Source organism: Microbacterium sp. BR1, from assembly GCF_002812725.1.
In the GTDB taxonomy this organism is placed as follows: domain Bacteria; phylum Actinomycetota; class Actinomycetes; order Actinomycetales; family Microbacteriaceae; genus Microbacterium.
This window is the reverse complement of sequence record NZ_NMUN01000002.1, coordinates 201,589-227,360: the sequence shown is the minus strand read 5'-3', so window position 1 is coordinate 227,360 and position 25,772 is coordinate 201,589. Positions and strand designations below refer to the sequence as shown.

At 66.4% G+C, this 25,772-nt stretch carries 37 protein-coding genes; 3 read left to right on the top strand and 34 right to left on the bottom strand.

Going from position 1 to position 25,772, the window contains the following annotated elements; all coding sequences use genetic code 11:
* The first annotated feature begins 76 nt into the window (after nt 1–76).
* The 3 genes from CGU35_RS01755 (at nt 77) to CGU35_RS01745 (ending at nt 4,340) form a co-directional block, all read left to right on the top strand.
* Nucleotides 77–2,086: an acyltransferase family protein gene (locus tag CGU35_RS01755; RefSeq protein WP_100809916.1), complete on the top strand. Its 2,010-nt coding sequence runs from the start codon at nt 77–79 to the stop codon at nt 2,084–2,086.
* 72 nt (nt 2,087–2,158) lie between these two features.
* Nucleotides 2,159–3,160 (top strand): glycoside hydrolase family 6 protein, encoded by a 1,002-nt coding sequence (locus CGU35_RS01750; protein WP_232711106.1) that lies wholly within the window; start codon nt 2,159–2,161, stop codon nt 3,158–3,160.
* Nucleotides 3,161–3,272: 112 nt separating this feature from the next.
* Nucleotides 3,273–4,340 (top strand): response regulator transcription factor, encoded by a 1,068-nt coding sequence (locus tag CGU35_RS01745; RefSeq protein WP_100810084.1) that lies wholly within the window; start codon nt 3,273–3,275, stop codon nt 4,338–4,340.
* Nucleotides 4,341–4,379: 39 nt separating this feature from the next.
* Here the strand turns inward: CGU35_RS01745 and CGU35_RS01740 are convergent, their stop codons facing one another.
* From CGU35_RS01740 to tuf, 34 genes are all read right to left on the bottom strand, one after another.
* Nucleotides 4,380–5,864, bottom strand: a complete 1,485-nt coding sequence (locus CGU35_RS01740; RefSeq protein ID WP_181003493.1) for a glycosyltransferase family 2 protein — start codon at nt 5,862–5,864, stop codon at nt 4,380–4,382.
* Nucleotides 5,865–6,036: 172 nt separating this feature from the next.
* Entirely contained in the window at nt 6,037–6,513 is a 477-nt protein-coding gene (locus tag CGU35_RS01735) for a hypothetical protein (RefSeq protein WP_232711105.1), read from the bottom strand.
* A 320-nt stretch (nt 6,514–6,833) separates the two neighbouring features.
* On the bottom strand, nt 6,834–7,385 hold the full coding sequence (gene rplQ / locus CGU35_RS01730; protein WP_100809914.1) for a 50S ribosomal protein L17: 552 nt from the start codon (nt 7,383–7,385) through the stop codon (nt 6,834–6,836).
* Between the two features lie 39 nt (nt 7,386–7,424).
* Nucleotides 7,425–8,414 carry a DNA-directed RNA polymerase subunit alpha gene (locus CGU35_RS01725; protein ID WP_100809913.1) on the bottom strand — a complete coding sequence of 330 codons (990 nt, stop codon included), beginning with the start codon at nt 8,412–8,414 and terminating at the stop codon, nt 7,425–7,427.
* Between the two features lie 175 nt (nt 8,415–8,589).
* On the bottom strand, nt 8,590–8,988 hold the full coding sequence (gene rpsK / locus CGU35_RS01720; protein WP_036299990.1) for a 30S ribosomal protein S11: 399 nt from the start codon (nt 8,986–8,988) through the stop codon (nt 8,590–8,592).
* Between the two features lie 47 nt (nt 8,989–9,035).
* Entirely contained in the window at nt 9,036–9,416 is a 381-nt protein-coding gene (gene rpsM, locus CGU35_RS01715) for a 30S ribosomal protein S13 (protein ID WP_100809912.1), read from the bottom strand.
* A 163-nt stretch (nt 9,417–9,579) separates the two neighbouring features.
* Nucleotides 9,580–9,696 carry a 50S ribosomal protein L36 gene (gene rpmJ / locus CGU35_RS01710; RefSeq protein WP_036299987.1) on the bottom strand — a complete coding sequence of 39 codons (117 nt, stop codon included), beginning with the start codon at nt 9,694–9,696 and terminating at the stop codon, nt 9,580–9,582.
* An 88-nt stretch (nt 9,697–9,784) separates the two neighbouring features.
* Nucleotides 9,785–10,006, bottom strand: coding sequence for a translation initiation factor IF-1 (gene infA, locus CGU35_RS01705; protein WP_017201569.1), 222 nt, complete (start codon nt 10,004–10,006; stop codon nt 9,785–9,787).
* 205 nt (nt 10,007–10,211) lie between these two features.
* On the bottom strand, nt 10,212–10,892 hold the full coding sequence (locus CGU35_RS01700; RefSeq protein WP_232711104.1) for a DsbA family protein: 681 nt from the start codon (nt 10,890–10,892) through the stop codon (nt 10,212–10,214).
* Between the two features lie 20 nt (nt 10,893–10,912).
* A complete protein-coding gene (gene map, locus CGU35_RS01695; protein ID WP_100809911.1) occupies nt 10,913–11,743 on the bottom strand; it encodes a type I methionyl aminopeptidase in 831 nt (276 codons plus the stop codon).
* 1 nt (nt 11,744) lies between these two features.
* Entirely contained in the window at nt 11,745–12,341 is a 597-nt protein-coding gene (locus CGU35_RS01690) for an adenylate kinase (protein ID WP_100809910.1), read from the bottom strand.
* Nucleotides 12,338–13,660, bottom strand: a complete 1,323-nt coding sequence (gene secY, locus CGU35_RS01685; RefSeq protein WP_100809909.1) for a preprotein translocase subunit SecY — start codon at nt 13,658–13,660, stop codon at nt 12,338–12,340. The genes CGU35_RS01690 and secY overlap by 4 nt, the downstream gene beginning before the upstream one ends.
* A gap of 180 nt (nt 13,661–13,840) precedes the next feature.
* Entirely contained in the window at nt 13,841–14,536 is a 696-nt protein-coding gene (rplO, locus tag CGU35_RS18495; protein WP_100809908.1) for a 50S ribosomal protein L15, read from the bottom strand.
* Nucleotides 14,536–14,721 carry a 50S ribosomal protein L30 gene (gene rpmD, locus CGU35_RS01675; protein WP_036299980.1) on the bottom strand — a complete coding sequence of 62 codons (186 nt, stop codon included), beginning with the start codon at nt 14,719–14,721 and terminating at the stop codon, nt 14,536–14,538. Before rpmD ends, rplO begins: the two co-directional genes overlap by 1 nt.
* Nucleotides 14,721–15,419: a 30S ribosomal protein S5 gene (gene rpsE / locus CGU35_RS01670; RefSeq protein ID WP_374935791.1), complete on the bottom strand. Its 699-nt coding sequence runs from the start codon at nt 15,417–15,419 to the stop codon at nt 14,721–14,723. The genes rpmD and rpsE overlap by 1 nt, the downstream gene beginning before the upstream one ends.
* Complete coding sequence (gene rplR / locus CGU35_RS01665) at nt 15,416–15,775, bottom strand: 50S ribosomal protein L18 (RefSeq protein WP_036299976.1); 360 nt, start codon at nt 15,773–15,775, stop codon at nt 15,416–15,418. The genes rpsE and rplR overlap by 4 nt, the downstream gene beginning before the upstream one ends.
* Nucleotides 15,776–15,777: 2 nt before the next feature.
* A complete protein-coding gene (rplF, locus tag CGU35_RS01660) occupies nt 15,778–16,314 on the bottom strand; it encodes a 50S ribosomal protein L6 (protein ID WP_036299975.1) in 537 nt (178 codons plus the stop codon).
* Between the two features lie 6 nt (nt 16,315–16,320).
* Nucleotides 16,321–16,719 carry a 30S ribosomal protein S8 gene (gene rpsH / locus CGU35_RS01655; RefSeq protein WP_036299974.1) on the bottom strand — a complete coding sequence of 133 codons (399 nt, stop codon included), beginning with the start codon at nt 16,717–16,719 and terminating at the stop codon, nt 16,321–16,323.
* Nucleotides 16,720–16,793: 74 nt separating this feature from the next.
* On the bottom strand, nt 16,794–17,375 hold the full coding sequence (rplE, locus tag CGU35_RS01650) for a 50S ribosomal protein L5 (RefSeq protein ID WP_036299972.1): 582 nt from the start codon (nt 17,373–17,375) through the stop codon (nt 16,794–16,796).
* The gene (gene rplX, locus CGU35_RS01645) at nt 17,375–17,734 is read right to left on the bottom strand and encodes a 50S ribosomal protein L24 (RefSeq protein ID WP_100809906.1); all 360 of its coding nucleotides are present in this window, start codon (nt 17,732–17,734) and stop codon (nt 17,375–17,377) included. Before rplX ends, rplE begins: the two co-directional genes overlap by 1 nt.
* A gap of 2 nt (nt 17,735–17,736) precedes the next feature.
* Nucleotides 17,737–18,105 (bottom strand): 50S ribosomal protein L14, encoded by a 369-nt coding sequence (gene rplN / locus CGU35_RS01640; RefSeq protein ID WP_036299968.1) that lies wholly within the window; start codon nt 18,103–18,105, stop codon nt 17,737–17,739.
* A gap of 34 nt (nt 18,106–18,139) precedes the next feature.
* The gene (rpsQ, locus tag CGU35_RS01635) at nt 18,140–18,406 is read right to left on the bottom strand and encodes a 30S ribosomal protein S17 (protein WP_036300008.1); all 267 of its coding nucleotides are present in this window, start codon (nt 18,404–18,406) and stop codon (nt 18,140–18,142) included.
* A 152-nt stretch (nt 18,407–18,558) separates the two neighbouring features.
* The gene (rpmC, locus tag CGU35_RS01630) at nt 18,559–18,873 is read right to left on the bottom strand and encodes a 50S ribosomal protein L29 (protein ID WP_100809905.1); all 315 of its coding nucleotides are present in this window, start codon (nt 18,871–18,873) and stop codon (nt 18,559–18,561) included.
* A complete protein-coding gene (rplP, locus tag CGU35_RS01625; RefSeq protein ID WP_100809904.1) occupies nt 18,873–19,292 on the bottom strand; it encodes a 50S ribosomal protein L16 in 420 nt (139 codons plus the stop codon). The genes rpmC and rplP overlap by 1 nt, the downstream gene beginning before the upstream one ends.
* Nucleotides 19,292–20,053, bottom strand: coding sequence for a 30S ribosomal protein S3 (gene rpsC / locus CGU35_RS01620; protein WP_036299961.1), 762 nt, complete (start codon nt 20,051–20,053; stop codon nt 19,292–19,294). Before rpsC ends, rplP begins: the two co-directional genes overlap by 1 nt.
* The gene (gene rplV, locus CGU35_RS01615) at nt 20,053–20,451 is read right to left on the bottom strand and encodes a 50S ribosomal protein L22 (protein WP_036299959.1); all 399 of its coding nucleotides are present in this window, start codon (nt 20,449–20,451) and stop codon (nt 20,053–20,055) included. The genes rpsC and rplV overlap by 1 nt, the downstream gene beginning before the upstream one ends.
* Nucleotides 20,452–20,473: 22 nt before the next feature.
* The gene (gene rpsS / locus CGU35_RS01610) at nt 20,474–20,755 is read right to left on the bottom strand and encodes a 30S ribosomal protein S19 (RefSeq protein ID WP_100809903.1); all 282 of its coding nucleotides are present in this window, start codon (nt 20,753–20,755) and stop codon (nt 20,474–20,476) included.
* A 13-nt stretch (nt 20,756–20,768) separates the two neighbouring features.
* Nucleotides 20,769–21,608: a 50S ribosomal protein L2 gene (gene rplB, locus CGU35_RS01605; protein ID WP_036299955.1), complete on the bottom strand. Its 840-nt coding sequence runs from the start codon at nt 21,606–21,608 to the stop codon at nt 20,769–20,771.
* A gap of 24 nt (nt 21,609–21,632) precedes the next feature.
* The gene (gene rplW, locus CGU35_RS01600; RefSeq protein ID WP_100809902.1) at nt 21,633–21,944 is read right to left on the bottom strand and encodes a 50S ribosomal protein L23; all 312 of its coding nucleotides are present in this window, start codon (nt 21,942–21,944) and stop codon (nt 21,633–21,635) included.
* Nucleotides 21,941–22,603, bottom strand: coding sequence for a 50S ribosomal protein L4 (gene rplD, locus CGU35_RS01595; RefSeq protein WP_100809901.1), 663 nt, complete (start codon nt 22,601–22,603; stop codon nt 21,941–21,943). The genes rplW and rplD overlap by 4 nt, the downstream gene beginning before the upstream one ends.
* A gap of 4 nt (nt 22,604–22,607) precedes the next feature.
* Nucleotides 22,608–23,267 (bottom strand): 50S ribosomal protein L3, encoded by a 660-nt coding sequence (gene rplC, locus CGU35_RS01590; RefSeq protein ID WP_100809900.1) that lies wholly within the window; start codon nt 23,265–23,267, stop codon nt 22,608–22,610.
* 7 nt (nt 23,268–23,274) lie between these two features.
* The gene (gene rpsJ / locus CGU35_RS01585) at nt 23,275–23,583 is read right to left on the bottom strand and encodes a 30S ribosomal protein S10 (protein ID WP_092547990.1); all 309 of its coding nucleotides are present in this window, start codon (nt 23,581–23,583) and stop codon (nt 23,275–23,277) included.
* Between the two features lie 580 nt (nt 23,584–24,163).
* Nucleotides 24,164–24,418: a hypothetical protein gene (locus tag CGU35_RS01580; protein ID WP_308455405.1), complete on the bottom strand. Its 255-nt coding sequence runs from the start codon at nt 24,416–24,418 to the stop codon at nt 24,164–24,166.
* Nucleotides 24,419–24,512: 94 nt separating this feature from the next.
* Nucleotides 24,513–25,706, bottom strand: coding sequence for an elongation factor Tu (gene tuf, locus CGU35_RS01575; protein ID WP_100809899.1), 1,194 nt, complete (start codon nt 25,704–25,706; stop codon nt 24,513–24,515).
* Nucleotides 25,707–25,772 lie beyond the last annotated feature (66 nt).

The window sequence follows — 25,772 nt, the reverse complement described above, 5'->3', positions numbered from 1 at the left end:
CGAGCGTCAACGCCACACCCGCAGCGCCCATGCGCACGCCCCGAAATGCACGTGTGATGCGCGGACCACCGCACCCATGACTCGCACTGACCCCCTTCCCTCCGCTGCCGCTCCCGCACCCCGCCCCGATCCTGTCGGCGGGCGCTACGCGGGCCTCGATGGACTGCGCGCGATCGCGGTCGCGCTGGTCGTGGCCTATCACCTGTTCCCCGCGTGGTGGCTGCCGCAGGGTTTCATCGGTGTGGACGTCTTCTTCGTCATCAGCGGATTCCTGATCACCTCGCTGTTGCTGCGCGAGGCCGGGGTGTCCGCGGCAGAGGGACGCGGCCCACGCATCTCGCTGGTCGAGTTCTGGCGGCGCCGAGCCCGCCGGCTTCTGCCGGCGCTCATCACGCTCATCGTGGTCTGCGGCCTCTGGGCATGGTCCGTCGGAGGCGACGTATTGGTCGGCTTCGGTCGTCAGGTGCTCGGCGCCCTCACGTTCACCTTCAACTGGATGTCGATTTCGGCGGGCAGCGGATACTTCGAGTCCGGCACGCCCGAGTTGTTCCGCAACCTGTGGTCGCTCGCGGTCGAGGAGCAGTTCTACGTCCTCTGGCCGTTGCTCTTCCCTCTCCTCCTGCTGATCCCCTCGCGGCTCATCCGTGCCGGTGTCGCCGCCGTCGCGGCGGCAGGCTCGGCCCTCTGGATGGCAGTCCTGGTATCGGGTGCGACGGCGGGCGGTGCGGCAGCGGACGTAACGCGCGCCTACTTCGGAACCGACTCACACGGCTTCGGCATCCTGCTCGGGGTCGCGCTGGCGTTCACCGTCGGCCGAGCGCTCCACGAACCGACCGCCTGGATGGTTCGCCCGAACGTTCGACGCGGCGTCACCGCCGTCGGCGTCCTCGCGGTCGCGGCGATCGTCGCGGTCGCGACAGTGCCACCCGCGCCCGACACCGCGACGTTCCCGGGCGCCCTGCTCGCCGCCTGCCTGCTCACCGTCGCCGCCATCACCGCGGGCGCATGGCCGGGCTCGGTGTTGGGACGCACGCTCGATGTCGCGCCGCTCCGCTGGGTCGGGGTGCGGTCCTACGGCATCTACCTCTGGCACTGGCCGGTCCTCGTCCTGCTGATGGCGGGCACGGCCATCGCACCCGGAGACGAGCCGCCGCTCGCCGTAGGCCTCTGGGCGCTCGCCATCACCCTGGTGGCCGCGACCGTGTCTTACCGGTTCATCGAGACTCCGGTCCGACGCCACGGCTTCCGCGCCTCCCTCGCGGCGCTGCGCGCACGCCTGTCCGGCGCCCCCGCGGGCCGGTTCGTCGCCCTCGGAGCTGTGACCGCGTTCGTCCTCGCGGCGGGTGCGACGACGAGCGCCATCGCGATCGCGCCGCAGGCGACGTCCGGGGCCGCGGCGGTCCAGGCGGGCCAGCAGGCCTTGGACGAAGCCTCGGCATCCCCCTCGCCGACGCCGACCGCGATCGAGGTCTCGCCGCCGCTCGCCGTGCAGACCGGCGATGAGCCCGTTCCCGGGCCGCGCCCGACCACGGTGCCCGGCGATCAGGTCAGCGCGATCGGGGACTCGGTCATGCTCGCGTCCGCGCCGGGACTGATGGAACGACTCCCGGGGATCCAGATCGATGCATCCGTGTCTCGGTCGATGAATGCCGGTGTCGGGATCGCCGAGGCCCAGGCGGCCGCGGGCCAGCTTCGCCCCTACGTCGTCGTCGCGCTCGGCACGAACGGGCCGATCAGTGCCGAAGCGCTCGCCCGCCTCGAACAGGCGATCGGCCCGGACCGGCACCTCGTGCTCGTGAACGCATTCGCCCCACGGGACTGGATCGCGGGGGTCAACGCAGAGCTCGCGGCCTTCGATGCCGCGCAACCCGACGTCGTCGTCGCGGACTGGGCGGGAACCGCCGCGGCCCACCAAGACCTGCTCGCGGGTGACCGGATCCACCCCGGTGCGACGGGTGGACGGCTGTTCGCCGAGACCGTCGCGGCGGCCGTGCAAGGGGTGGAGGATGCACGCGCCCAGGCCGCGTTCGACAGATCCGTGCGCGTATCGGCCCTCGCCTCGCGCCTCGTGGATGGCGACGGGTAACGCAGGCTCCCCGCTCTCGCCGCGGCGGCCTCGTGGACGGTCCCGCCCGCTCGGGCGCGATAGATTCGAGCGGTGAAGTCCTCTCGCCGACGACGCTCGATCGTCGTGACATTCGTGGTGCTCTTGGTGATCGTCGGCGGCGGTGTCGCGGCGTGGGTTCTGCTGAACGGAAGCGGAAACGTCGCGACGCCGGACGCGCACATCCGGGTGGCTGTGTACAGCAACACGGAGGCCGCCGTGCAGGCCGCGGTCGCGCCCGAGGGTTCGCCAGAGCGGGCGGCAGCGGCCTACCTGGCGGGGCAGCCCACTGCCTTCTGGTTGGTGCCCGAGCGCGATCCGATCGGTGAGGTCGGGCCGCGGGTCACGTCCCTGGCACAAGAGGCGTCCGACCAGGGCGCGACATCGACGATCGTCATCTACGGTCTTCCCGGCCGCGATTGCGGCAACTTCTCCGCGGGTGGACTCTCCGAGGACCAGTACGCCATCTGGACCGCCGAGATCGGCGCGGCAGTTCGCGCATCCGGCATCGACACGATCATCATGCTCGAGCCGGACTCGATAGCGCTCGCCCAGGAGTGCGGCAACCTGGCCGAGCGCGCACCGCAGCTGCAGGGCGCCGCCGCAAATCTCTCGGCCGAGAATGCCCGGATCTACATCGACGGCGGCCACTCGACGTGGCACTCCCCCGAGGTCATGGCGGGCTTCATCCGTGAGATCGGGGTCATCGACCAGGTCCGCGGGTTCGCGACCAACGTCTCGAACTACAACACGGACGGCGACGAGATCTCGTATGCGCACGCACTGTCGAGGCAGCTCGGAGGCGCTCACGCCGTGATCGATTCGTCGCGCAACGGGGTCGGGGCGACGGGCGACTGGTGCAACCCGCCGAACCGCCGCGTGGGAGCGCCAGCGGGCAGCGTGCACGATGACGTCGTCGACACGAATCTGTGGATCAAAGTGCCCGGCGAGAGCGATGGCGCCTGCAACGGCGGGCCCCCGGCCGGCGCCTGGTGGCCGATGGCCGCGGTGGAACTGACGCGCGACGTGGTCGTCGTGGACGACGGCACCGAATGACCGGTCCCGGGACACGCGATCACGTCGGGTCACGGTCCACAGGCGGTGAATGACGGGGCCGTACGTATGCGAGAATTCGACGGGATCCATCATCAGCAAGGGGAGCGCCCGCATGGCCGATGCCGATGAGCTGCGTACCGCTGTCATCGTCGAGGACGACCCCGACGTCCGACACCTGATCGCGAGCGTTTTCGAGTCCGCAGGCTTCTCCGTCGTCTCGGTGGGCAACGGACTGGACGGCGTGCGCGCTGCGCTGGCGTACAAGCCCCTCATCACCACGCTCGACGTGAGCATGCCCGGCATCGACGGATTCGAAGCTGCCCGCCGCATCCGCGCGGGTGGTAGCCCGACCTTCATCATCATGGTCAGCGCCATGGCCGAAGAGTCCGATGTCATTCAAGGACTCGGCGCCGGCGCCGACGACTACATCGTCAAGCCGTTCCGCCCGCGCGAGTTCCGGGCACGAATCGATGCCTTCCTGCGCAGACCCGCGCGCACCGAAGCGCCCGTGACGCCCACTCCGCGTCAGCAAGAGAGCGCCGGGCCGTCTTTCCCCCGCATCAACACCTCGAGCATCCCCGTCCAGGCCCCTGCTCCGCCCGTCGCTCCTCCGCCTGTCGAACCCCCGATCTATCGCGGGCCGCCGCGCACGCGCCTATACGAGCAGGCGCCGCCCCCGCGTCAGCCCCACCCGAGCGAGTGGGAGAGGGCCGAGGAGCCGGTCCCAGCCATGCGGGTGATCCCGCGCGCTGAGTACGACCATCTGGACCCGGCATACGATGACGTCATCGTGGGCGAGATCGATGGACCCGGCTCGGAGCTCGAGCGCCGCGACCCGCACATCGGCTGGATGCGCCATCGCGACCTGTATCTCGAACCCGAGTCACGCCGGGTCGAGGTCGGAAGCCAGCCGATCGACCTCACCGAAACCGAGTTCGAGCTGTTGCTGACGATCATGTCGTCCCGGCGCCGCATCCGGAGCAAAGCGGACCTCACACTGGTTCTGCGCGGCGAGTCCTACGTCACGTCGTACTACGTCGGCGACGCCGACAAGCGAGCCGTGCAGGCCCATGTCGACAGCCTGCGACGCAAGCTCGGCGAGATGGACTCGCCGATTCCGATGTACCTCGAAGCCGTGCGCGACGTGGGCTACCGGATGACGCCCGAGGTCGACAACTAGCCTCGACGGTTTCGGCTCGGCACTACCGCGGTCGGTGCGTCAGACCTTGAAGCCGTGCTGACGGCGCATGAGCCGCATGAACATGCTCAGCGTCTGCAGCACGGTGATCACGCCCAGCACGGGCCAGCCGACCGCGAGGATCCCGGACTGCAGCGTGATCGGGATCAGCTGCCACGAGATCGCCACCGCGGCCACGACACCGATAGCGATGAACATCGGCGTCCAGTGGCCAATACCCGCGCCGCGCTCCGCTTTGGCCTGCATGGCCCAGTTGTCGACCTTCTTACGGGACAGGAAGCGTGTCCACGACCGCAGGAAGTGCCCGATTCTGATCCACATGTAGAGCTCGGCCGGAACGATCAGCGCGGCGAAGAGCACGTCGTGCCGGTCCCGGTTCTTCATCGACAGAGCCATCCGCAGGTTCAGCAGCATGGCCATCGCGATCGGGATGAGCCAGAACGCCGAGAAGATGAACGCGTTGATCGACAGCGAACCGGCCAGCAGCGTCACGAAACCCACGCGCACGAAGAGGTTCACGAGCATGCTGAACTGTTCGAGCCAGCGCACGCGCAGGTTCGGGTGGAACGGCTGCCCCTTCGTGTCGCCGCGCTGCCCGGGCCACATCAGCTCGATGGCACCGTAGTTCCACTTGACCTGTTGGGCGTCGAGGCCGCGCAGCGTCGTCATGCCACCCACGTCGGCGCGGGCATAGGGGCTGATCTTGGTGAGATATCCGGCACTCTTGATCTGCAGCGAGAGGAGTGAGTCCTCGACCTCGCTGTCCTTCACCCACGGAGTCTGCTGGTGGTTCTCGCGCATGACATCGCGCAGCGCCCGCGTGGAGAAGATCGAGAATTGTCCGCCGAGGACGGCCATGTTGCGTCCACGCAGCAGGTTGTGGAGGTTGAACGCCGCGAACTGCGAGCGCTGGCCCGTGATCAGGAAGCGCGCGAGCCCGCGGAACGGGTGGTCATCGATCGAGTAGATCGCCGAGATGCCCCCGATGCGCGTGTCGCTCGTGATCTCGGTCTCGAGAAACTCGACCGCACGACGGTCGGCGATCGTGTCGCCGTCCACACCGAGAAGGAAGTCGTAGCCCTCCACCAGCGCGAACCCGTAATTGAGCGCGCCGACCTTCTTGTCGGGGTTCTTGCCGATGTCATGGACGAAGACCTCGGTGAACTGCTCACCCAGCTCGGTCGTGATCTCGTGCGGACCCGCGAACTCGGAGGCGATCGCGACCGTCTTGTCGTTCGAGTTGTTGACGACCAGGTGGATCACGTCGGGTACGCGCGACTGCTCGAGCAGACCCTGCAGCACTCCGGCGATCGACTCCTCTTCGTTATAGGCCGGGATCACGCATCCGATCGTCGCGCGCTGCGTGTTCAGGTCCTGCAAGGACGCGGCGAAATCCTGCGGGAATGCGTTATCGGGCTCGACGGCTTCGGGCTCGGGAGCGGGGCGCGCGGAGGAAGGACGCGAGTAGGGCATGACCTTCTGTCCGGCGGGCGGGGGCATCGACATGGGGACCTCGTGTTTCGGCGCGGACGCCGGGGGAATAAATACGGGTGACTGTTGTTCGATTGTGTCCGCACTGACTCAGGGGATGCTCAGTGCGGCCTTGGCGGCACCGCAGGATCTGTCGAAGACTGACAGGTGCGGCACCTGGGGAAAAGGGTCTTACTCGCGAATGTTACTACTCCGTGGGCTGCGGGACGATTGCGACGGTCAGGGTGTCGGACGCGCTCTGTTTGGCGTACTCGGTGGATGTCGGCGTCGTCTGGACGAGGAAGTCGTAGGTGAACTGGAGGGTGACGAGCGTCGCCTCTGCCGGCACCGGGCCGACGTTGAAGGTCTGCGAGTAGCTGTAGGGGTCGAGAACAAGATACCCGGGGGCAACGGTGGACTGGTCGTTCTGGGGTGCGAGCGGGTCAAAAGTCGTGTCGAGCGTTCCCGGAACGGCCACCATCGTCGCGCGCTGCAGGTAGACCTTCTGGCCATCGTTCGGGGTGACGCTCGTGATCAGGCTGATGCTGACAGGCTTGAGCGCGCCGGAGGTCCAGTCGGCCATGTTGAGCGTGGACCAGTAGTTGATCGAGACCCCCACGGCACCGGCCGAGAGGGTGCGTGCGGTCGAGCCGCTCGACAGGTCATTGGGGACCGGTGCGGGCACGGTGGTACCGGATGCCCCGGCGGATGCGGATGGCTGATCCCACGGCAAGCCCCCCGAGCACCCCGTCAAAGCGAGCGCCGAGACCATCGCCATCGCGGCGAGTGCGCGAAGCGCACGACGACGGACGTCGGAACGCGCCGAAATCGAGCGATGTGACAGCGTTACCGCGTTCTCCAAGTCAAAATTGATCACAGAGATCCCTCCAGCGCTAAGTGTTGCACTGGATGCGGGTGCAGATGAAATCCGCGCCGCGACGCGCCGCACACAGCATGAGGCCCGCACCCCCGGAGGGGCGCGGGCCTCATGACGGCATACGAGTACTACTTCGCTTCGGCGTCCTCGGCGGCAGCCTCCGCGGCACCGGCCGGGGCCTCGGCGTCGGTGTCCGACACCTCAACATCGGCGTCTTCGACGGCGACCGGAGTCTCGTCGGCGGGCGCCTCTTCGACAGCGGCAGGCGTCGCAGCGGGGGCCGCGGCATCCGACTTCTTCGACGACTTGACCTTCGGCGTCACCGGCTCGAGCACGAGCTCGATGACGGCCATGGGGGCGTTGTCGCCCTTGCGGTTGCCGATCTTGACGATGCGCGTGTAGCCACCCTCGCGCTCCGCGACCAGCGGGGCGATCTCGGTGAACAGCACGTGCACGACCTCGCGATCGCCGATGATGCCCAGCACGCGACGACGCGCGTGCAGGTCACCGCGCTTCGCGAACGTGATCAGGCGCTCAGCGAGGGGACGGAGGCGCTTGGCCTTGGTCTCGGTCGTCTGAATCGACTTGTGCGTGAAGAGGGCCGCGGCGAGGTTCGCAAGCAGCAGGCGCTCGTGGGCAGGACCGCCGCCGAGGCGGGGACCCTTCGTGGGCTTGGGCATGAGTATCTACTCCAGGATGAATCGGGTCGGGGTCCGCGGTCAGACGGTCTCGTCGTCGTAGCCGCCGTAGAAGTGCGCGCCGTCGAAGCCGGGCACGGAATCCTTGAGCGACAGGCCGAGCGAGATGAGCTTGTCGCGCACCTCATCGACCGACTTCTGACCGAAGTTGCGAATGTTCATCAGCTGGGTCTCGGAGAGCGCAACGAGCTCGCTGACCGTGTTGATGCCCTCGCGCTTGAGGCAGTTGTACGAACGGACGGACAGATCGAGGTCTTCGATCGGCATCGACAGCTCGTTCGAGAGAACGGTCTCGACCGGCGCGGGGCCGATCTCGATGCCCTCGGCCTCGACGTTCAGTTCGCGGGCGAGGCCGAACAGCTCGGTCAGCGTGCGACCGGCCGAGGCGACCGCGTCACGCGGGGCGATCGAGGACTTGGTCTCGACGTCCAGCACGAGCTTGTCGAAGTCGGTGCGCTCACCGGCACGCGTCGCGTCGACCCGGTAGCTGACCTTGAGGACCGGCGAGTAGATCGAGTCGATCGGAACCTGACCGGCCTCGGCGTACTCGTTGCGGTTCTGCGTCGCCGACACGTAGCCACGGCCACGCTCGATCGTCAGCTCGAGCTCGAACTTCGCGGTGTCGTTGAGCGTCGCGATGACAAGCTCGGGGTTGTGGATCTCGACGCCCGCGGGAGCGGAGATGTCGGCGGCCGTGACCTGGCCGGCACCCGTCTTGCGCAGGTAAGCCGTGATGGGCTCATCGCGCTCGGACGAAACGACGAGCTGCTTGATGTTCAGGATGATCTCGGTGACATCTTCCTTGACACCGGGGATCGTGGTGAACTCGTGGAGGACGCCATCGATGCGGATGCTCGTGACGGCTGCACCGGGGATCGACGAGAGCAGGCTACGACGGAGCGCATTGCCGATCGTGTATCCGAATCCGGGCTCGAGCGGCTCGATGATGAAGCGGCTGCGGAACTCCGCGATCTTTTCCTCGGTCAGAGTGGGACGCTGTGCGATGAGCACTGTGTGTTCCTTTCGGCTAAGTGCCCGCTATATGACACTTGCATGGGTGAGGTTGTTGAGTTTTTCTCGGGGGATGCTCGTACCCGCGCATAGAGCGCACGTCCAGGCATCCGCAAATCAGTGAGACGGCGCGACGACCGATAGCCGGAGCGCACGAGGCGCCCCGGCTCGGGGATCAGACGCGGCGGCGCTTGGGGGGACGGCAGCCGTTGTGTGCCTGCGGCGTGACGTCCTGGATCGAACCGACCTCGAGGCCCGCGGCCGTGAGCGAACGGATCGCCGTCTCGCGTCCGGAACCGGGTCCCTTGACGAAGACGTCGACCTTCTTCACTCCGTGCTCCTGAGCCTGGCGAGCGGCCGACTCGGCGGCCATACCGGCCGCGTACGGGGTCGACTTGCGCGAGCCCTTGAAGCCCACGCCGCCCGACGAGGCCCAGCTGATGACTGCACCCGAGGGGTCGGTGATCGAAACGATCGTGTTGTTGAACGTCGACTTGATGTGGGCGTGACCCAGCGCGATGTTCTTCTTCTCTTTGCGCCGCGGCTTGCGTACGGCGGTCTTGGCCTGTGCCATTGCGTTGTTCTCCTAAACCTGGGAGCCGGTGCCTGAGCCCGCGAGGACTACTTACGGCCCGCCTTCTTCTTGCCGGCGACGGTGCGCTTGGGGCCCTTGCGCGTACGGGCGTTCGTCTTGGTGCGCTGTCCGTGGACGGGCAGGCCACGACGGTGGCGGATCCCCTGATAGGACCCGATCTCGACCTTGCGGCGGATGTCGGAGGCGACCTCGCGGCGAAGGTCACCCTCAACCTTGTACGTGGCCTCGATGTGGTCACGCAGCTGAACGAGCTGTTCGTCCGCGAGGTCCTTGACGCGGACGTCGGGGTCGATCTCGAGGGCGTTCAGGATCTCGACGGAACGGGTACGGCCGATGCCGTAGATGTAGGTCAGGGCGATGACCACGCGCTTATCGCGCGGGATGTCGACGCCAGCAAGACGTGCCATGCGGCTCTCCTAGGAGGTGTGTGGAGGTGTGGAGCAGAATCGGTGCCCGGGCCTCCGCCCGGGGTGTCCCCCCGCCCTGACTTCTCGGGACGGGGTTCTGAAACTGCCGTATGTGTTCAGTTGTGTGCTGTGTTGCTGTTCTTGCAGAAAGAGCGGGAGCGTCTCAGCCCTGGCGCTGCTTGTGGCGCGGGTTGCTCTTGCAGATCACCATGACCACGCCGTGACGGCGGATGATCTTGCAGTGATCGCAAATGGGCTTGACGCTGGGGTTGACCTTCATGATGTTTCCTGTTCGCTGTCTTCGTACCTGCGACCGGCTCAGCACGGTTGCTGAGCCTGCCGAAACAGGCCGTTACTTCTCGACCGGTCTAGCGATAGCGGTAGACGATGCGACCGCGCGTGAGGTCGTAGGGGCTCAGCTCCACGACGACGCGGTCTTCGGGAATGATGCGGATGTAGTTCTGCCGCATCTTGCCCGAGATCGTGGCCAGGACCTTGTGTCCGTTGCTCAGCTCAACGCGGAACATCGCGTTGGGAAGCGCCTCGGAGATCACGCCCTCGATCTCGATGACACCGTCTTTCTTGGCCATACACTCGCTAACGCTGGGCAGACCGGTCGGTCTGCGGTGGGTGGGATTTCGGTGCGACGACTCGCCCGAGAGCGAGGTCGTGAGACACGCCGATAGACGGCGCAAGGCACCAAGGATCTATGGTATCCGAGACGGATGCCCGAGGCAAATGCTTGCGGCACGCTGCGCTACGCCTCCGGCGAACCGGGCACGGACGCCGCAGCCGTCAGCGCAGGCGGTTGACGATATCAACCTGCGGATCACCGGTCAGATCGATCCGCTCGCCGTTGAATGTGGCGGTGGGGGTGCCGGCTTGGCCCTGGGAGTTCCGGGGGATCGTCTTCGTCTGCGTCGTGACGAAGCCACCGTAGGTGCGGTCGGTGACGCACGACGCGATGTCCCCCGCCCCGGCATCCGTCGCAATCGAGATGATCTCGTCGTCCGTGAGTCCCGGCGTGCCCTCGGCGGGCTGTTTCGCGTACATGGCGGTGACGAACGGCGTGACCGCCTGGGGCGTCGTGACCGCGACGCAGTACAGCGCGTTCGCCGCGCGCGTCGAGAACGCGGTGCCCTGCGACCTGCTGTCCAGGATCGCGACGGGGTGGTACTCGAGCGTGATCGACCCGTCGGCGACGAGCTTGTTGAGCGTCTCGCCGTAGACCCCCTCGAACTGCTTGCAGATCGGGCACATGAAGTCGATGTAGGTCGCGACGACGTCCGGACCGTCCCCGACCGAGATCGCACCGGTCTCGGTGTTGACGATGGCGGCCTCGGGCGCCGGGCCGGGGTCCGACGCCGCGTTGTTGATGAGAACGACGGCGACACCCGCCACCACGACGACCGCGACCACGGCGACGCTCACCCAGATCGCGAACCAGTTCGTGCGCTTGCCAGCAGTGGCCATCATTGCGTGCTCCTACTTCCGCCTCAGCCGATCGGCCGAGGTTCGATCCCGAACGCGGCCAGGCCCGCGGCCCCGCCGTCGGGTGCCGTCAGCACCCAGATGCCCCCATCATGCACGGCGACGCTATGTTCCCAGTGTGAGCCGGCTGAACCGTCAACCGTCGACACCGTCCAGTCGTCGTCCTCGACGAGCGTCTCGGGCGAACCCGCGACCACCATGGGCTCGATCGCGAGCACCAGACCCGGTCGAACCGCGGGGCCTGCGTCGCTCACGCGGTAGTTGAAAACCGACGGCGACTCGTGCATCTTCCGCCCGATGCCGTGCCCGACGTAGTCGGCGAGGATGCCGTAATCCCCCTGCGCATCCACGTAGTCCTGAATCGCGGCTCCGACCTCGTTCACATGCCGTGCCGACGCGAGGGCGGCGATCCCCGCCCAGAGCGACCCCTCGGTCACCCGAGAGAGCTCCTCACGTGCGGCGACGAGCTCGGGGCGTGAGGGATCGGGCAGAACGATCGTGAACGCGGAATCGCCGTTCCATCCCTGGTATTCGGCGCCCGCATCCACCGACAAGATGTCTCCGGCCTCCACAACGCGATCGCCCGGGATACCGTGCACGACCTGCCCGTTGACCGACGTGCAGATCGTGTGCCGGTAGCCGCGCACCATCTGGAAGTTCGACTTCGCGCCGGCCGCCGTGATGACGCGGGATGCCTCCGCATCCAGTTCGAGCGTCGTCACCCCGGGGACGACGAGCTCGCGCACGGCGTCCAGGGCACGCGCCGTGATGAGCCCGGGTTGCACCATCGCCCGCAACTGCGCGGGGGTCTTGTAGATCGAGCGCCGCAGCGACACGTCAGGCGTTGCGGCGAACGAGCCCGCGGGCCTCGAGCGCGGCGAAGATGCGGCCGGTGATCTCGTCGAGCGTTCCGACACCGTCGATCGTCGCGACGATGCCCCGCTCGCCGTAAACGTCGAGGATCGGTGCCGTTTCGTTCTCGTAGATGTCGAGGCGGTGCGCGATGACGTCGTCGGTGTCATCCGAACGACCCTCCTGCGCGGCGCGCAGTCCGAGACGCGCGATGCTCTCGGTCCGCGGAACGCGCAGTTCGATCACGGCGTCGAGGGACTCGTCGCGGCTGGCGAGGAAGTCGTCGAGATGCGCGACCTGGCCGAGGTTTCGCGGATAGCCGTCCAACAGGAATCCGGCCGCCGCATCGGGCTGCGCCAGGCGATCGCGCACGATCTCGCTCGTCAACTCGTCGGGAACGAGGCGACCCTGTTCCACGATCTGCTGCACACGCTGACCGAGCTCCGTACCGTCCTTGATGTTCGCCCGGAAGACGTCTCCCGTCGACACGACGGGGATGTCGTAGGCCTCCGCGATCCGGACGCCCTGCGTACCCTTGCCGGATCCCTGCGGTCCGACGATCAGCAGGCGGGTGGTGGTCATCGGAGCAGCCCTTCGTAGTGGCGCTGCTGCAGCTGCGCGTCGATCTGCTTCACCGTCTCGAGACCGACCCCGACGATGATCAGGATCGATGCGCCGCCGAACGGGAAGTTCTGGTTTGCGCCGACCGTGGCTAGCGCGATGAGCGGGAGCAGCGCGATCAGACCGAGGTAGATCGAGCCGGGAAGCGTGATGCGGGTGAGGACGTAGTCCAGATACTCGGCCGTCGGCCGACCCGCGCGGATGCCGGGGATGAAGCCGCCGTAGCGCTTCATGTTGTCGGCGACCTCGACGGGGTTGAACGTGATGGCGACGTAGAAGTACGTGAAGCCGATGATCAGGAAGAAGTACACCGCCATGTAGAGCGGGTGGTCCCCCGTGGTGAGGTTCTGCGAGATCCAGACGACCCAGGCCGCGGGCTCTTGACCTGCGGCCGGCTGGTTGAACTGCGCGAGCAGCGCCGGGATGTACAGCAGCGACGAGGCGAAGATGACCGGCACCACACCGGCCATGTTGACCTTGATCGGGATGTAGGTGTTGGTGCCGCCGTACGTTCGACGCCCCACCATCCGCTTCGCATACTGCACCGGGATACGCCGCTGCGACTGTTCGACGAACACCACCAGCGCTACCACCACGATGCCGACAGCGAGAACGAGAAGGAAGGTCTCGAAGCCACGTGCCTGCCAGATCGACCACATGGCGGCAGGGAACGTCGCGGCGATCGAGGTGAAGATCAGGAGGGACATGCCATTGCCCACACCGCGCTCGGTGACGAGCTCGGCGAACCACATGATCAGGCCGGTACCGGCGGTCATCGTGATGATCATGAGCAGCTGGGCCCACCACGCGACGTTCGTCAGCAGGTTGTCACAGGCGGCAACACCCGTGTTGCCGAAGAGCTGGCCGCTGCGCGCAACCGTGACGAGCGTCGTCGACTGCAGCAGCGCGAGCGCGATGGTCAGGTAGCGCGTGTACTGCGTCAGACGCGCCTGTCCGGCCTGGCCCTCTTTGTAGAGGGTCTCGAAGTGCGGGATGACGACGCGCAGCAGCTGCGTGATGATCGTCGCGGTGATGTAGGGCATGACGCCCAGCGCGAAGATCGACAACTGCAGCAGGGCGCCGCCCGAGAACAGGTTGACGAGGGAGAGGAGGCCCTCCATGCCCTGGTTCTGCCCGATGCAGGACTGCACGTTCGCGAAGTCGACGAACGGCGTCGGCACATGAGCACCCAGCCGATAGAGCACGATGATGCCCAAGGTGAAGGCGATCTTCCGGCGCAGGTCGGGTGTCCGGAAGATGCGCGCGATAGCGCTGAACAAGAAGGATCCTCCTGAAGGGAAGGGAGATGCCCGCGGGCGGGCCAAACATTAGGTTAGCCCAGGCTGTCACCGCGAGCGGCCCATGCCCGAGATCCGCTACGACGAGTGATGTGTCCCGGGAACGGAAACAGGGGGCCGGAGGATGCCTCCGACCCCCTGTTTGAGAACAGTTCGTCCGAACTACTTGACGCTACCGCCGGCCGCGACGATCTTCTGCTCGGCCGAGCCGGAGACCTTGTCGACGGTCACGGTGAGCTTGACGCCGATGTCGCCGTCACCCAGCACCTTGACCTTCTCGTTCTTGCGAACGGCGCCCTTGGCCACGAGGTCGGCGACGGTGACGTCGCCACCCTTCGGGTAGAGCTCCGCGAGCTTCTCCAGGTTGACGACCTGGTACTCGACGCGGAACGGGTTCTTGAACCCGCGCAGCTTCGGGGTACGCATGTGCAGAGGCATCTGCCCACCCTCGAAGCCGACGCGCACGGTGTTGCGGGCCTTGGTGCCCTTCGTGCCACGACCGGCCGTCTTGCCCTTCGAGCCTTCACCGCGACCCACACGGGTCTTCGGCTTGTTGGCTCCCGGGACGGGACGAAGGTGGTGGACCTTCAACACGCCGGGGCGCGACGCCGGAGCGTCGTCCTGGACGGGCGTCTTCTTCGCGGGGGCCTTGGCCGTCGCAGCCTTCGGGGCGTCGGCGGAAGCCGAAGCCTTGGCAGCGGATGCCTTGGCCGGAGCCTTTGCGGGCGCCTTCTCAGCAGCAGGCTTCTCGGCCGGAGCCTTGGCAGCCTTCGGTGCAGCCTTGGCGGCGGGCGCCTTCTTGGCGGCCGCAGCCTTCTGGGGCTCTGCGGCCTCGGCCGTGTTGTCCTTGTCAGCCATTAGTCGATCTCCTCAACCTTCACGAGGTGAGCAACCGTGTTGACATAACCACGGTTCTGGGCGTCGTCGGGACGGACGACCGAGTCGCCGATCCGCTTGAGGCCGAGGCTACGCAGCGTGTCGCGCTGGTACTGCTTCTCACTCACCTTGGACTTGATCTGCGTGACCTTCAGTCGTGCAGCCATCATGCACCTGCCTTTGCTGCCGCAGCGGCGTCGGCCTCGGCACGAACCAGGCGCGCGGGGGCGACCTGATCGAAGTCCAGGCCACGACGTGCGGCGACGGCGCGCGGCTCCTCGAGCTGCTTCAGCGCGGCGACCGTCGCGTGCACGATGTTGATCGTGTTCGACGAGCCGAGCGACTTCGACAGGACATCGTGGATGCCGGCGCACTCGAGTACGGCGCGGACGGGACCGCCCGCGATAACACCGGTACCGGCGGCGGCGGGGCGGAGCAGGACGACGCCCGCTGCTGCCTCACCCTGCACGGGGTGCGGGATCGTCTTGTCGACGCGGGGAACGCGGAAGAAGTTCCGCTTCGCCTCTTCGACACCCTTGGAGATGGCCAGCGGCACCTCGCGCGCCTTGCCGTATCCAACGCCGACGAGTCCGTTGCCGTCTCCGACGATCACGAGAGCGGTGAAGCTGAAGCGACGACCACCCTTGACGACCTTCGACACGCGGTTGATGGTGACGACGCGCTCCAGGAACTGGCTCTTGTCGGCATCACGCGAACCGCGGTCACGCTGGTTGGCGTTGCGCTCGCGGCCACCGCGACGCGGCTCGCGCTCACGCTCGGCCGGCGCCTCGGTTGCAGCAGCCGTCGCCTCGGGCGCGGCCTGCTCGGCAGTCGCTGCCACTTCGGTCTCCTTGTTGTCACTCACAGGTTCAGTCCCCCTTCGCGGGCGCCGTCGGCGATCGCAGCGACGCGGCCGGCGTAGCGGTTGCCGCCACGGTCGAACACGACATCCTCGATGCCGGCAGCCTTCGCACGCTCGGCGACGAGTTCGCCGACCTTGCGCGCCTTGGCGGTCTTGTCACCGTCGAACGAACGCAGGTCCGCTTCGAGGGTGGATGCCGACGCGACGGTGTGGCCCTTGGCGTCATCGACGACCTGGACGAACACGTGGCGTGCGGAGCGGGTCACGACGAGACGCGGGCGCAGCTCGGTGCCGACGACCTTCTTACGAAGGCGGGCATGGCGACGCGAACGAGCGTCTGACTTCGACTTAAGAGCCATGGTTACTTACCACTCTTTCCGGCCTTGCGACGCACGACCTCGCCGGCGTAGCGCACACCCTTGCCCTTGTAGGGCTCGGGCTTGCGAATCTTGCGGATGTTGGCCGCGGCTTCGCCGACGGCCTGCTTGTCGATGCCGCTCACGGTGACCTTGTTGTTGCCCTCGACCGTGAACGTGATGCCCGCGGGGGGCTCGACCAGGACGGGGTGCGAGAAGCCGAGGGCGAACTCGACCGAGCCGCCCTTCTGTGCGACGCGGTAACCCGTGCCGACGACCTCGAGGCCCTTGGTGTAGCCCGTGGTGACGCCGACGATGTTGTTGGCGATGAGGGTGCGCGTGAGTCCGTGCAGCGAACGCGATTCCCGCTCGTCGTCCGGACGCGACACGACGACCTGGTTCTCTTCGACGACGACCTCGATCGGACGAGCGATCGTCAGGCCGAGCTCACCCTTGGGTCCCTTGACCGAAACGTCCCGACCGGTCACCGTGACGGTGACGTCCGTGGGGATGTCGATGGGCAGTCTTCCAATACGTGACATCGAGGATCACCAAACGTAGGCGAGGACTTCCCCACCCACGCCCTTCTGCTCTGCCTGACGGTCGGTGAGAAGACCGGAGGAGGTGGACAGGATGGCAACGCCGAGGCCACCGAGAACGCGGGGGATCTCGCTGGACTTCGCGTAAACGCGCAGACCGGGCTTCGAAACGCGCTTGATGCCCGCAATGGAGCGCTCGCGGTTCGGGCCGTACTTCAGCGTCATGGTGAGCGTCTGGCCCACGCGGGCGTCCTCGATCTCCCACTCGGCGATGTAACCCTCACGCTTGAGGATCTCGGCGATGTGCGACTTGAGCTTGGAGCTCGGCAGGCTCACGGAATCGTGGTGCGCCGAGTTCGCGTTGCGCAGCCGGGTCAGCATGTCTGCGACCGGGTCTGTCATTGTCATGTGTTTGTTTCCTTCGTTCACCAGGTTTCGGATGCCTGTGCAAGGCAGACGACCTGTGGTGGTGTTATGGAGTCTTACGCCTCGGCGCGGAACGGGAAGCCGAGGTGACGCAGAAGTGCACGACCCTCGTCATCCGACTTCGCCGTGGTGACGACGGTGATGTCGAAACCACGGACGCGGTCGATCCGGTCCTGGTCGATCTCGTGGAACACGGACTGTTCCTGAAGACCGAAGGTGTAGTTGCCGTTGCCGTCGAACTGCTTGGACGACAGACCGCGGAAGTCGCGGATACGGGGCAGGGCGAGCGTCACGAGACGGTCGACGAACTCCCAGGCACGGTCGCCACGCAGCGTGACGTGGGCGCCGATGGGCTGACCCTCGCGCAGCTTGAACTGGGCGATCGACTTGCGGGCCTTCGTCACGAGCGGCTTCTGGCCGGTGATGCGGGTGAGGTCGTCGACCGCACCGTCCATCACCTTGCTGTCACGCGCGGCTTCGCCGACACCGGTGTTCACGACAACCTTGACCAGACCGGGGATCTGGTTGACGTTGGCGTACCCGAACTCTTCCTGAAGAGCCTTCTTGATCTCGGCCTGGTACTTCTGCTTCAGGCGCGGCTGGATTTTGCCAGCGGGCGCGGCAGTGGTGGTGCTCATCAGAGGTCCTTACCTGACTTCTTCGCGTAGCGGACGCGCACGGTGCGCTTCACGCCATCCTTCGTCCGCTCCTCGACGCGGTGACCGACGCGGGTCGGCTTCTTCGTCTCGGGGTCGACGAGGGCGACGTTGGAGATGTGGATGGGGGCTTCGAGGGTCTCGAGACCACCGGTCTTGGTGCCGCGCTGGGTCTGGCCGACGCGCGTGTGCTTGGTGACGTAGTTGACGCCCTCCACGATCACACGATTGCGCTCGGTCAGCACCTCGAGGACCTTGCCCTGCTTACCGCGGTCTCCGCCACGCTCGGGCTTGGCGCCCGTGATGACCTGTACGAGATCACCCTTTTTGATGTTGGCCATGATCAGATCACCTCCGGTGCGAGCGAGACGATCTTCATGAACTTGCGGTCACGAAGCTCGCGGCCGACCGGTCCGAAGATGCGGGTGCCGCGGGGCTCCCCGTCTGCCTTCAGGATGACGGCGGCGTTCTCGTCGAACTTGATGTAGGAACCGTCGGGACGACGGGTCTCCTTGACGGTACGGACGATGACCGCCTTGACGACATCGCCCTTCTTGACGTTTCCGCCGGGGATGGCGTCCTTGACGGTCGCCACGATCGTGTCGCCGAGGCCCGCATAGCGGCGCTTCGAGCCACCGAGCACACGGATCGTGAGCAGCTCCTTGGCACCGGTGTTATCGGCGACCTTGACGCGGGATTCCTGCTGAATCACTTCTTACTCCTTGGGTTCCAAGTGGGCCGAGGGCCTACTTGGCCTTCTCGAGGATCTCGACCAGGCGCCAGCGCTTGGTGGCGCTGAGCGGGCGGGTCTCGTTGATGACGACCAGGTCGCCGATTCCGGCGGAGTTCGCCTCGTCGTGGACCTTGACCTTCGACGTGCGGCGGATGACCTTGCCGTAAAGCGGGTGCTTCACGCGGTCTTCGACCTCGACGACGATCGTCTTGTCCATGCGGTCGCTCGTGACGTAGCCACGACGCGACTTGCGGTAACCACGGGCCGCGGCGTCGCGCACGTCGTGTGCGGACGACTCGTGTCCCGATGCCTGGACGGCAGCCGCGGGCTCCACGACCTCGGCCTGAGCGGCCTTCGGTGCGGCGGCCTTGGCGGGTGCCTTCTTGGCGGCAGGCTTGGCAGCCTTGGTCTCAGTTGCCTTCTCGGTGGCCATTACTCAGCCTCTCCTTCGGCGCCGGCCGAGGCATCCTCGGTCTTCTTCGCCTTCGTCTTCTTGGCCTTCGTCGCTACCTCAGCGGGTGCGGGCGTGGCACGGATGCCGAGCTCGCGCTCACGGATGACGGTGTAGAGCCGCGCGATGTCGCGCTTGACGGCGCGGATGCGGCCGTGGCTCTCGAGCTGGCCGGTGGCCGACTGGAAGCGCAGGTTGAACAGCTCTTCCTTGGCCTTGCGCAGCTCCTCGACGAGGCGGTGGTCTTCCATCGTGTCGAGCTCAGACGGGCTGAGCTCCTTGGTACCGATAGCCATTACGCGTCGCCTTCCTCGCGCTTGATGATGCGTGCCTTCAGGGGCAGCTTGTGGATGGCACGGGTCAGTGCCTCGCGGGCGAGCTCCTCGCTGACGCCGGCGACCTCGAAGAGGACGCGACCCGGCTTGACGTTGGCAACCCACCACTCCGGCGAACCCTTACCGGAACCCATTCGGGTTTCGGCCGGCTTCTTGGTGAGCGGACGGTCCGGGTAGATGTTGATCCAGACCTTTCCACCACGCTTGATGTGACGGGTCATCGCGATACGAGCGGACTCGATCTGACGGTTCGTCACGTAAGCGGGCGTGAGGGCCTGGATGCCGAACTCACCGAAGGAAACCTCGGTGCCTCCGGTGGCCTGACCCGAACGGCCGGGGTGGTGCTGCTTGCGGTACTTGACCTTGCGGGGAATAAGCATCAGGCAGACGCTCCTTCTGCGACGGGGGCGTCGTTGCGCGGACCACGGCGACGGTCGCCACCACGGTCATCGCGGCCACGGGGCGCCTTGGGGGCGTTGGCCTGCTCGCGAGCGAGCTCCTTGTTGGTGAGGTCACCCTTGTAGATCCAGACCTTCACGCCGATGCGGCCGAACGTCGTCTTGGCCTCGTAGAAGCCGTAGTCGATGTTGGCGCGGAGCGTGTGCAGGGGTACGCGACCCTCGCGGTAGAACTCCGAACGGCTCATCTCCGCGCCGCCGAGGCGACCCGAGACCTGGATACGGACGCCCTTGGCTCCGGCGCGCTGCGCGCCCTGGAGACCCTTGCGCATCGCGCGGCGGAACGCCACACGACCCGTGAGCTGCTCGGCGATGCCCTGGGCGACCAGCTGAGCGTCGGCCTCGGGGTTCTTGACCTCGAGGATGTTCAGCTGGATCTGCTTGCCCGTGAGCTTCTCGAGGTCGGTGCGGATGCGCTCGGCCTCAGCACCACGACGACCGATCACGATGCCCGGGCGGGCGGTGTGGATGTCGACGCGGACGCGGTCGCGGGTGCGCTCGATCTCGATGCGGCTGACGCCGGCACGGTCGAGCGAGACCTGCAGGAGCTTACGGATCCGGATGTCCTCGGCGACGTAGTCGGCGTAACGCTGGCCGACCTTGGTCGAGTCCGAGAACCAACGGGACACGTGGTCCGTGGTGATCCCGAGGCGGAAGCCGTACGGGTTGACTTTCTGTCCCATTACTTGCTCGCCTTCTTGGTCTTGGCGGACGCCGGGGCGTCAGCGGCCACGGGCGTCGCGAGCACGACCGTGATGTGGCTCGTGCGCTTCTTGATCTGGAATGCGCGGCCCTGTGCGCGGGGGCGGAAACGCTTGAGCGTCGTGCCCTCGTCGACGTAGACGTTCGCGACGTACAGGTCGCGGTCGTCGAGGAACTCGCCGTCCTTGTCCGCCTTGACCCGCGCGTTGGCCATCGCCGAGGCGACGAGCTTCGATACGGGCTCCGACGCCGACTGCGGCGCGAACTTCAGGATCGCGAGGGCCTCTTCGGCCTGCTTCCCCTTGATGAGTGCGATGACACGACGAGCCTTCTGAGGGGTCACGCGGATGTGTCGCACGCGTGCGATGGACTCCACCATTTCTCTCTCCTCTGTCGCCGCCTCAGCGGCGACGGCCCTTCTTGTCGTCCTTCTCGTGGCCGCGGAAGGTGCGGGTCGGGGCGAATTCGCCCAACTTGTGGCCGACCATGGTCTCGGTCACGAACACGGGGATGTGCTTGCGACCGTCGTGGACGGCAATCGTGTGGCCGAGCATGGCCGGCACGATCATCGACCGGCGTGACCAGGTCTTGATGACGTTCTTGGAACCCGAATCGTTCTGGACGACAACCTTGCGAAGCAGGTGCTCGTCGACGAAGGGGCCCTTCTTGAGACTGCGTGGCATCTTCTGTTCCTACCTACTTGCGCTTCTTGCCGGCCGTGCGGCGGCGGACGATGAGCTTGTCGCTCTCCTTGTTGGCGTGCCGGGTGCGGCCTTCGGCCTGACCCCACGGCGAAACCGGGTGACGTCCACCGGACGTCTTACCCTCACCACCACCGTGCGGGTGGTCGACGGGGTTCATCGCGACACCACGAACGGTCGGGCGGATGCCCTTCCAGCGGTTGCGGCCGGCCTTGCCCCAGTTGATGTTCGACTGCTCGGCGTTGCCGACCTCGCCGATCGTCGCGCGGCAGCGCGCATCGACGTTGCGGATCTCGCCCGAGGGCAGACGCAGCTGAGCGTACGGGCCATCCTTCGCCACGAGACGCACGGAGACGCCCGCCGAACGGGCCATCTTCGCGCCGCCACCGGGGCGGAGCTCGATGGCGTGGATGACCGTACCGGTCGGGATGTTACGCAGCGGCAGGTTGTTGCCGGGCTTGATGTCGGCGCCGGAACCCGACTCGACGATGTCACCCTGCGACAGCTTGTTCGGAGCGATGATGTAGCGCTTCTCGCCGTCCGCGTAGTGCAGCAGCGCGATGCGTGCCGTGCGGTTGGGGTCGTACTCGATGTGAGCGACCTTCGCGTCGATACCGTCCTTGTCGTGACGACGGAAGTCGATGACGCGGTACTGACGCTTGTGTCCACCACCGATGTGGCGCGTGGTGATGCGGCCCTGGTTGTTGCGGCCACCCGTCTTGGAGAGCGGGCGCAGCAGCGACTTCTCCGGCGTCGAGCGCGTGATCTCGGCGAAGTCGGAGACCGACGAGCCGCGTCGACCGGGGGTCGTGGGCTTGTACTTGCGAATTGCCATGGTGTCTCGTCCCTATCCCGACCGTCAGCCGACTGCCGTGAAGATGTCGATGGTGCCCGACTTCAGCGTGACGATGGCGCGCTTGGTGTCCTTGCGGCGGCCGGTGCCGAAGCGGGTGCGGCGGGCCTTGCCCACGCGGTTGATCGTGTTGACCGAGGCGACCTTCACACCGAAGATCTTCTCGACGGCCAGCTTGATCTCGGTCTTGTCGGCGCGGGGGTCCACGAGGAACGTGTACTTGCCCTCGTCGATGAGCCCGTAGCTCTTCTCCGAGACGACCGGCTTCAGGATGACGTCGCGCGGGTCCTTGTTCAGGGCACTGTTCAGGGCGCTCATGCCGAGACCTCCGTGGTGGAGACCGTCTTGGATGCGACGAACGCGTCGAAGGCGGCCTTGGTGAAGACGATGTCGTCCGAGACGAGCACGTCGTACGCGTTGAGCTGGTCGAACGTCAGCACGTGGACATACGCGAGGTTGCGGATGCTCTTGATGCTGATCTCGTCGTCACGCTCGATGACGACCAGGACGTTCTTGGTCGGCGCGACCGTGGCGAGGTACGTCGCCGCGGCCTTCGTCGACGGGGCGCCGGCGACACCGAGCGACTCGACGACGTGCAGGCGGTTGCCGCGCGCACGATCGCTGAGGGCTCCGCGGAGCGCTGCGGCGATCATCTTCTTGGGCGTGCGCTGCGCGTAGTCGCGCGGCTTCGGCCCGTGGACGATGCCACCACCGGTCATGTGCGGCGCGCGGATCGAGCCCTGACGGGCGTTACCCGTGCCCTTCTGCTTGAAGGGCTTGCGGCCGGCGCCCGAGACCTCGCCACGACGCTTGGTCGAGTGGGTGCCCTGGCGAGCCGCCGCGCGCTGCGCGACGACGACCTGGTGGATGAGAGGAATGTTCGTCTTGACGTCGAAGACCTCGGCGGGCAGGTTCACGGAACCGGCCTTCTTGCCGTCGGTACCCCGCACGTCGAGCGCGAGAGTCGAGTCAGTCATCTGCTCAAGCCCCCTTCACTGCGTTGCGGACGTAGACGATGCGGCCGCGCGCGCCGGGGACGGCGCCCTTGACGAGCAGCAGACCCTTCTCGGCGTCGACGGCGTGCACCGTGAGGTTCATGACGGTCACGCGCTCGCCGCCCATACGGCCGGCCATGCGCATGCCCTTGAAGACACGGCTCGGGGTCGACGAGGCGCCGATCGAGCCGGGCTTGCGGTGGTTGCGGTGCGAACCGTGCGATGCCGAGACGCCCTTGAAGTTGTGACGCTTCATGACACCGGCGAAGCCCTTGCCCTTGCTCGTGCCGACGACGTCGACGAGCTGGCCGGCCTCGAACGTGCCCTCTGCGGTGAGCTCCTGACCGAGTGAGTAGTCAGAGGCGTCCGCGGTGCGGATCTCGGTGAGGTGACGACGGGGAGTGACGCCCGCGGCCTCGAAGTGAGCCGTCTGGGGCTTGTTCACCTTGCGCGGGTCGATCTGCCCGTACGCGATCTGGACGGCGTTGTAACCGTCCTTCTCGGGCGTGCGGATCTGGGTGACGACGTTGGGTGCGAGCTCGATCACCGTGACGGGGATGAGCTTGCCCTGCTCGTTCCATACCTGGGTCATGCCGAGCTTGGTGCCCAGCAGTCCCTTCGAAATCTTGTTGTTGATGTCAGCCATGTCGTCCTCAGAGCTTGATCTCGATGTTGACATCGGCCGGCAGGTCGAGACGCATCAGCGAGTCGACGGCCTTGGGCGTCGGGTCGATGATGTCGATCAGACGCTTGTGGGTGCGCATCTCGAAGTGCTCGCGGCTGTCCTTGTACTTGTGGGGAGAACGGATGACTGCGATCACGTTCTTCTCCGTCGGAAGGGGCACGGGGCCCACGACGGTTGCTCCCGCACGGGTCACGGTGTCGACGATCTTCCGCGCCGACGTGTCGATGACCTCGTGGTCATACGACTTCAGGCGAATGCGGATCTTTTGTCCCGCCATTGTCTGCTCACTCTCTATATCGCGTCGTACGGTTCCCGGATCTCTCCGGACGCATTGGACGCATGTGACGCTTGCGCGCCTCTGGCACTTTCTGCTGCACCGCTGTTCTGATGTCACACCGGATGCCTGAGCATCCGGATCACCGCCCCGCACGCACGCGTGCGAATCCCGCTTTCGCGGCTGCGCATGTGCGGCTGGGCCTGTGGATTGTTCTGCTGCCCGCGGCCTAGTCCTGCGCTTCCGCGCGGACTATGCACTGCCTGGCAGTGATCCTGCGCGCACCATATGGCACGCCGGAATGTGGAACTGGACTAGTCTACGTGTCGCCCGGGCGTGTCGCAAACTCGGGCGTGTCGTCGACGGCGTGTCGCGCGGAGATGGCCGGGCCGATCGCATGACCACCACGCCGAACTCCGCGACCCATGTCCCACTTTGTTGGCTCCGTGTCCCGCTTTGGGCCGGTAAGCGCGCCGGGTAACGGTGGAAAGTGGGACATGCGTGTGGGGCGCGTCCCACTCTCTCGCGCGAACCCGACAAATTTCCGGGGCGAAGTGGGACACCCCAGACGGCTGAGCCGGCGCTACTGGTTGCCGATGTGCTTGTCGACGTTGTCGCGCGTCTCGTCGACCTTCGCGTGGTGCTCTTCGGGAACGACCTTCTTGATCGCGTCGGCGGCGCCCGCGAGGAACTCGTCGCTGACGTCCTCGGCCTTCTCGCTCTTGAGAGCCTGTTCGATCTTGTCGCGGTTCTGCTCGAACATCTGCTTGCCCTTATTGACGATGTCGTCGACGCCCACGGTGTCCTCCTCTGGCGCCCACGCGGGCGCACCCGTCATCCATCTTCCTCCGGCGCGGCCGCGACATCCAGCCCGCCGAAACGCAGAAGTGCCCCCCGACCGAGGTCGAGGGGCACTTCTTGGCAAGCAGGTGTTACTTCAGGATCTTCGTGACCGTTCCGGCGCCGACGGTGCGGCCACCCTCACGGATCGCGAAGCCGAGGCCATCCTCGAGGGCGATCGGCTGGATCAGCTCGACCGTCATGTCGGTGGTGTCACCGGGCATGACCATCTCGGTGCCCTCGGGCAGCGAGATGACGCCGGTGACGTCGGTGGTGCGGAAGTAGAACTGCGGGCGGTAGTTCGTGTAGAAGGGGTTGTGACGGCCACCCTCCTCCTTGGACAGGATGTACGCCGTGCCCTCGAAGTTGGTGTGGGGCGTGACCGAGCCCGGCTTCACGATGACCTGGCCGCGCTCGACGTCGTCACGCTTGGTGCCGCGCAGGAGCAGACCACAGTTCTCGCCGGCCCAGGCCTCGTCGAGCTGCTTGTGGAACATCTCGATACCGGTGACGATCGTCTTCTGCGTCGGGCGCAGACCCACGATCTCGACCTCGGAGTTGATCGCGAGGGTACCGCGCTCGGCGCGGCCCGTCACGACGGTGCCACGGCCGGTGATGGTGAAGACGTCCTCGACGGGCATGAGGAACGGCTTGTCCTTGTCACGCACCGGGTCGGGGATCGACTCGTCGACGGCTTCCATGAGCTCGACGATCGCGTTGACCCACTTCTCGTCGCCCTCGAGAGCCTTGAGGCCCGAGACGCGAACGACCGGGGCGTTGTCGCCATCGAAGTCCTGGCTCGAGAGCAGCTCGCGAACCTCGAGCTCGACGAGCTCCAGGATCTCTTCGTCGTCGACCATGTCCGACTTGTTGAGCGCGACCATCAGGTACGGCACGCCGACCTGCTTGGCGAGCAGAACGTGCTCACGCGTCTGGGCCATCGGGCCGTCGGTCGCGGCGACCACGAGGATTGCGCCGTCCATCTGGGCGGCACCCGTGATCATGTTCTTGATGTAGTCGGCGTGACCCGGTGCATCGACGTGCGCGTAGTGACGCTTCGGGGTCTCGTACTCGACGTGCGAGATGTTGATCGTGATGCCGCGCTGGCGCTCCTCGGGAGCGGAGTCGATCGACGCGAAGTCACGCTGCACGTTGGTGGCCGACGGGTACTTGTCGGCGAGCACCTTCGAGATTGCGGCGGTGAGCGTGGTCTTGCCGTGGTCGACGTGACCGATCGTTCCGATGTTCACGTGCGGCTTGGTCCGCTCGAACTTGGCCTTAGCCACTGGGTCCTCCTAGGACATTCGTGTAGATCCTCCGGGCGCTGGATTGCGACCGGTTCTCTACGGGGA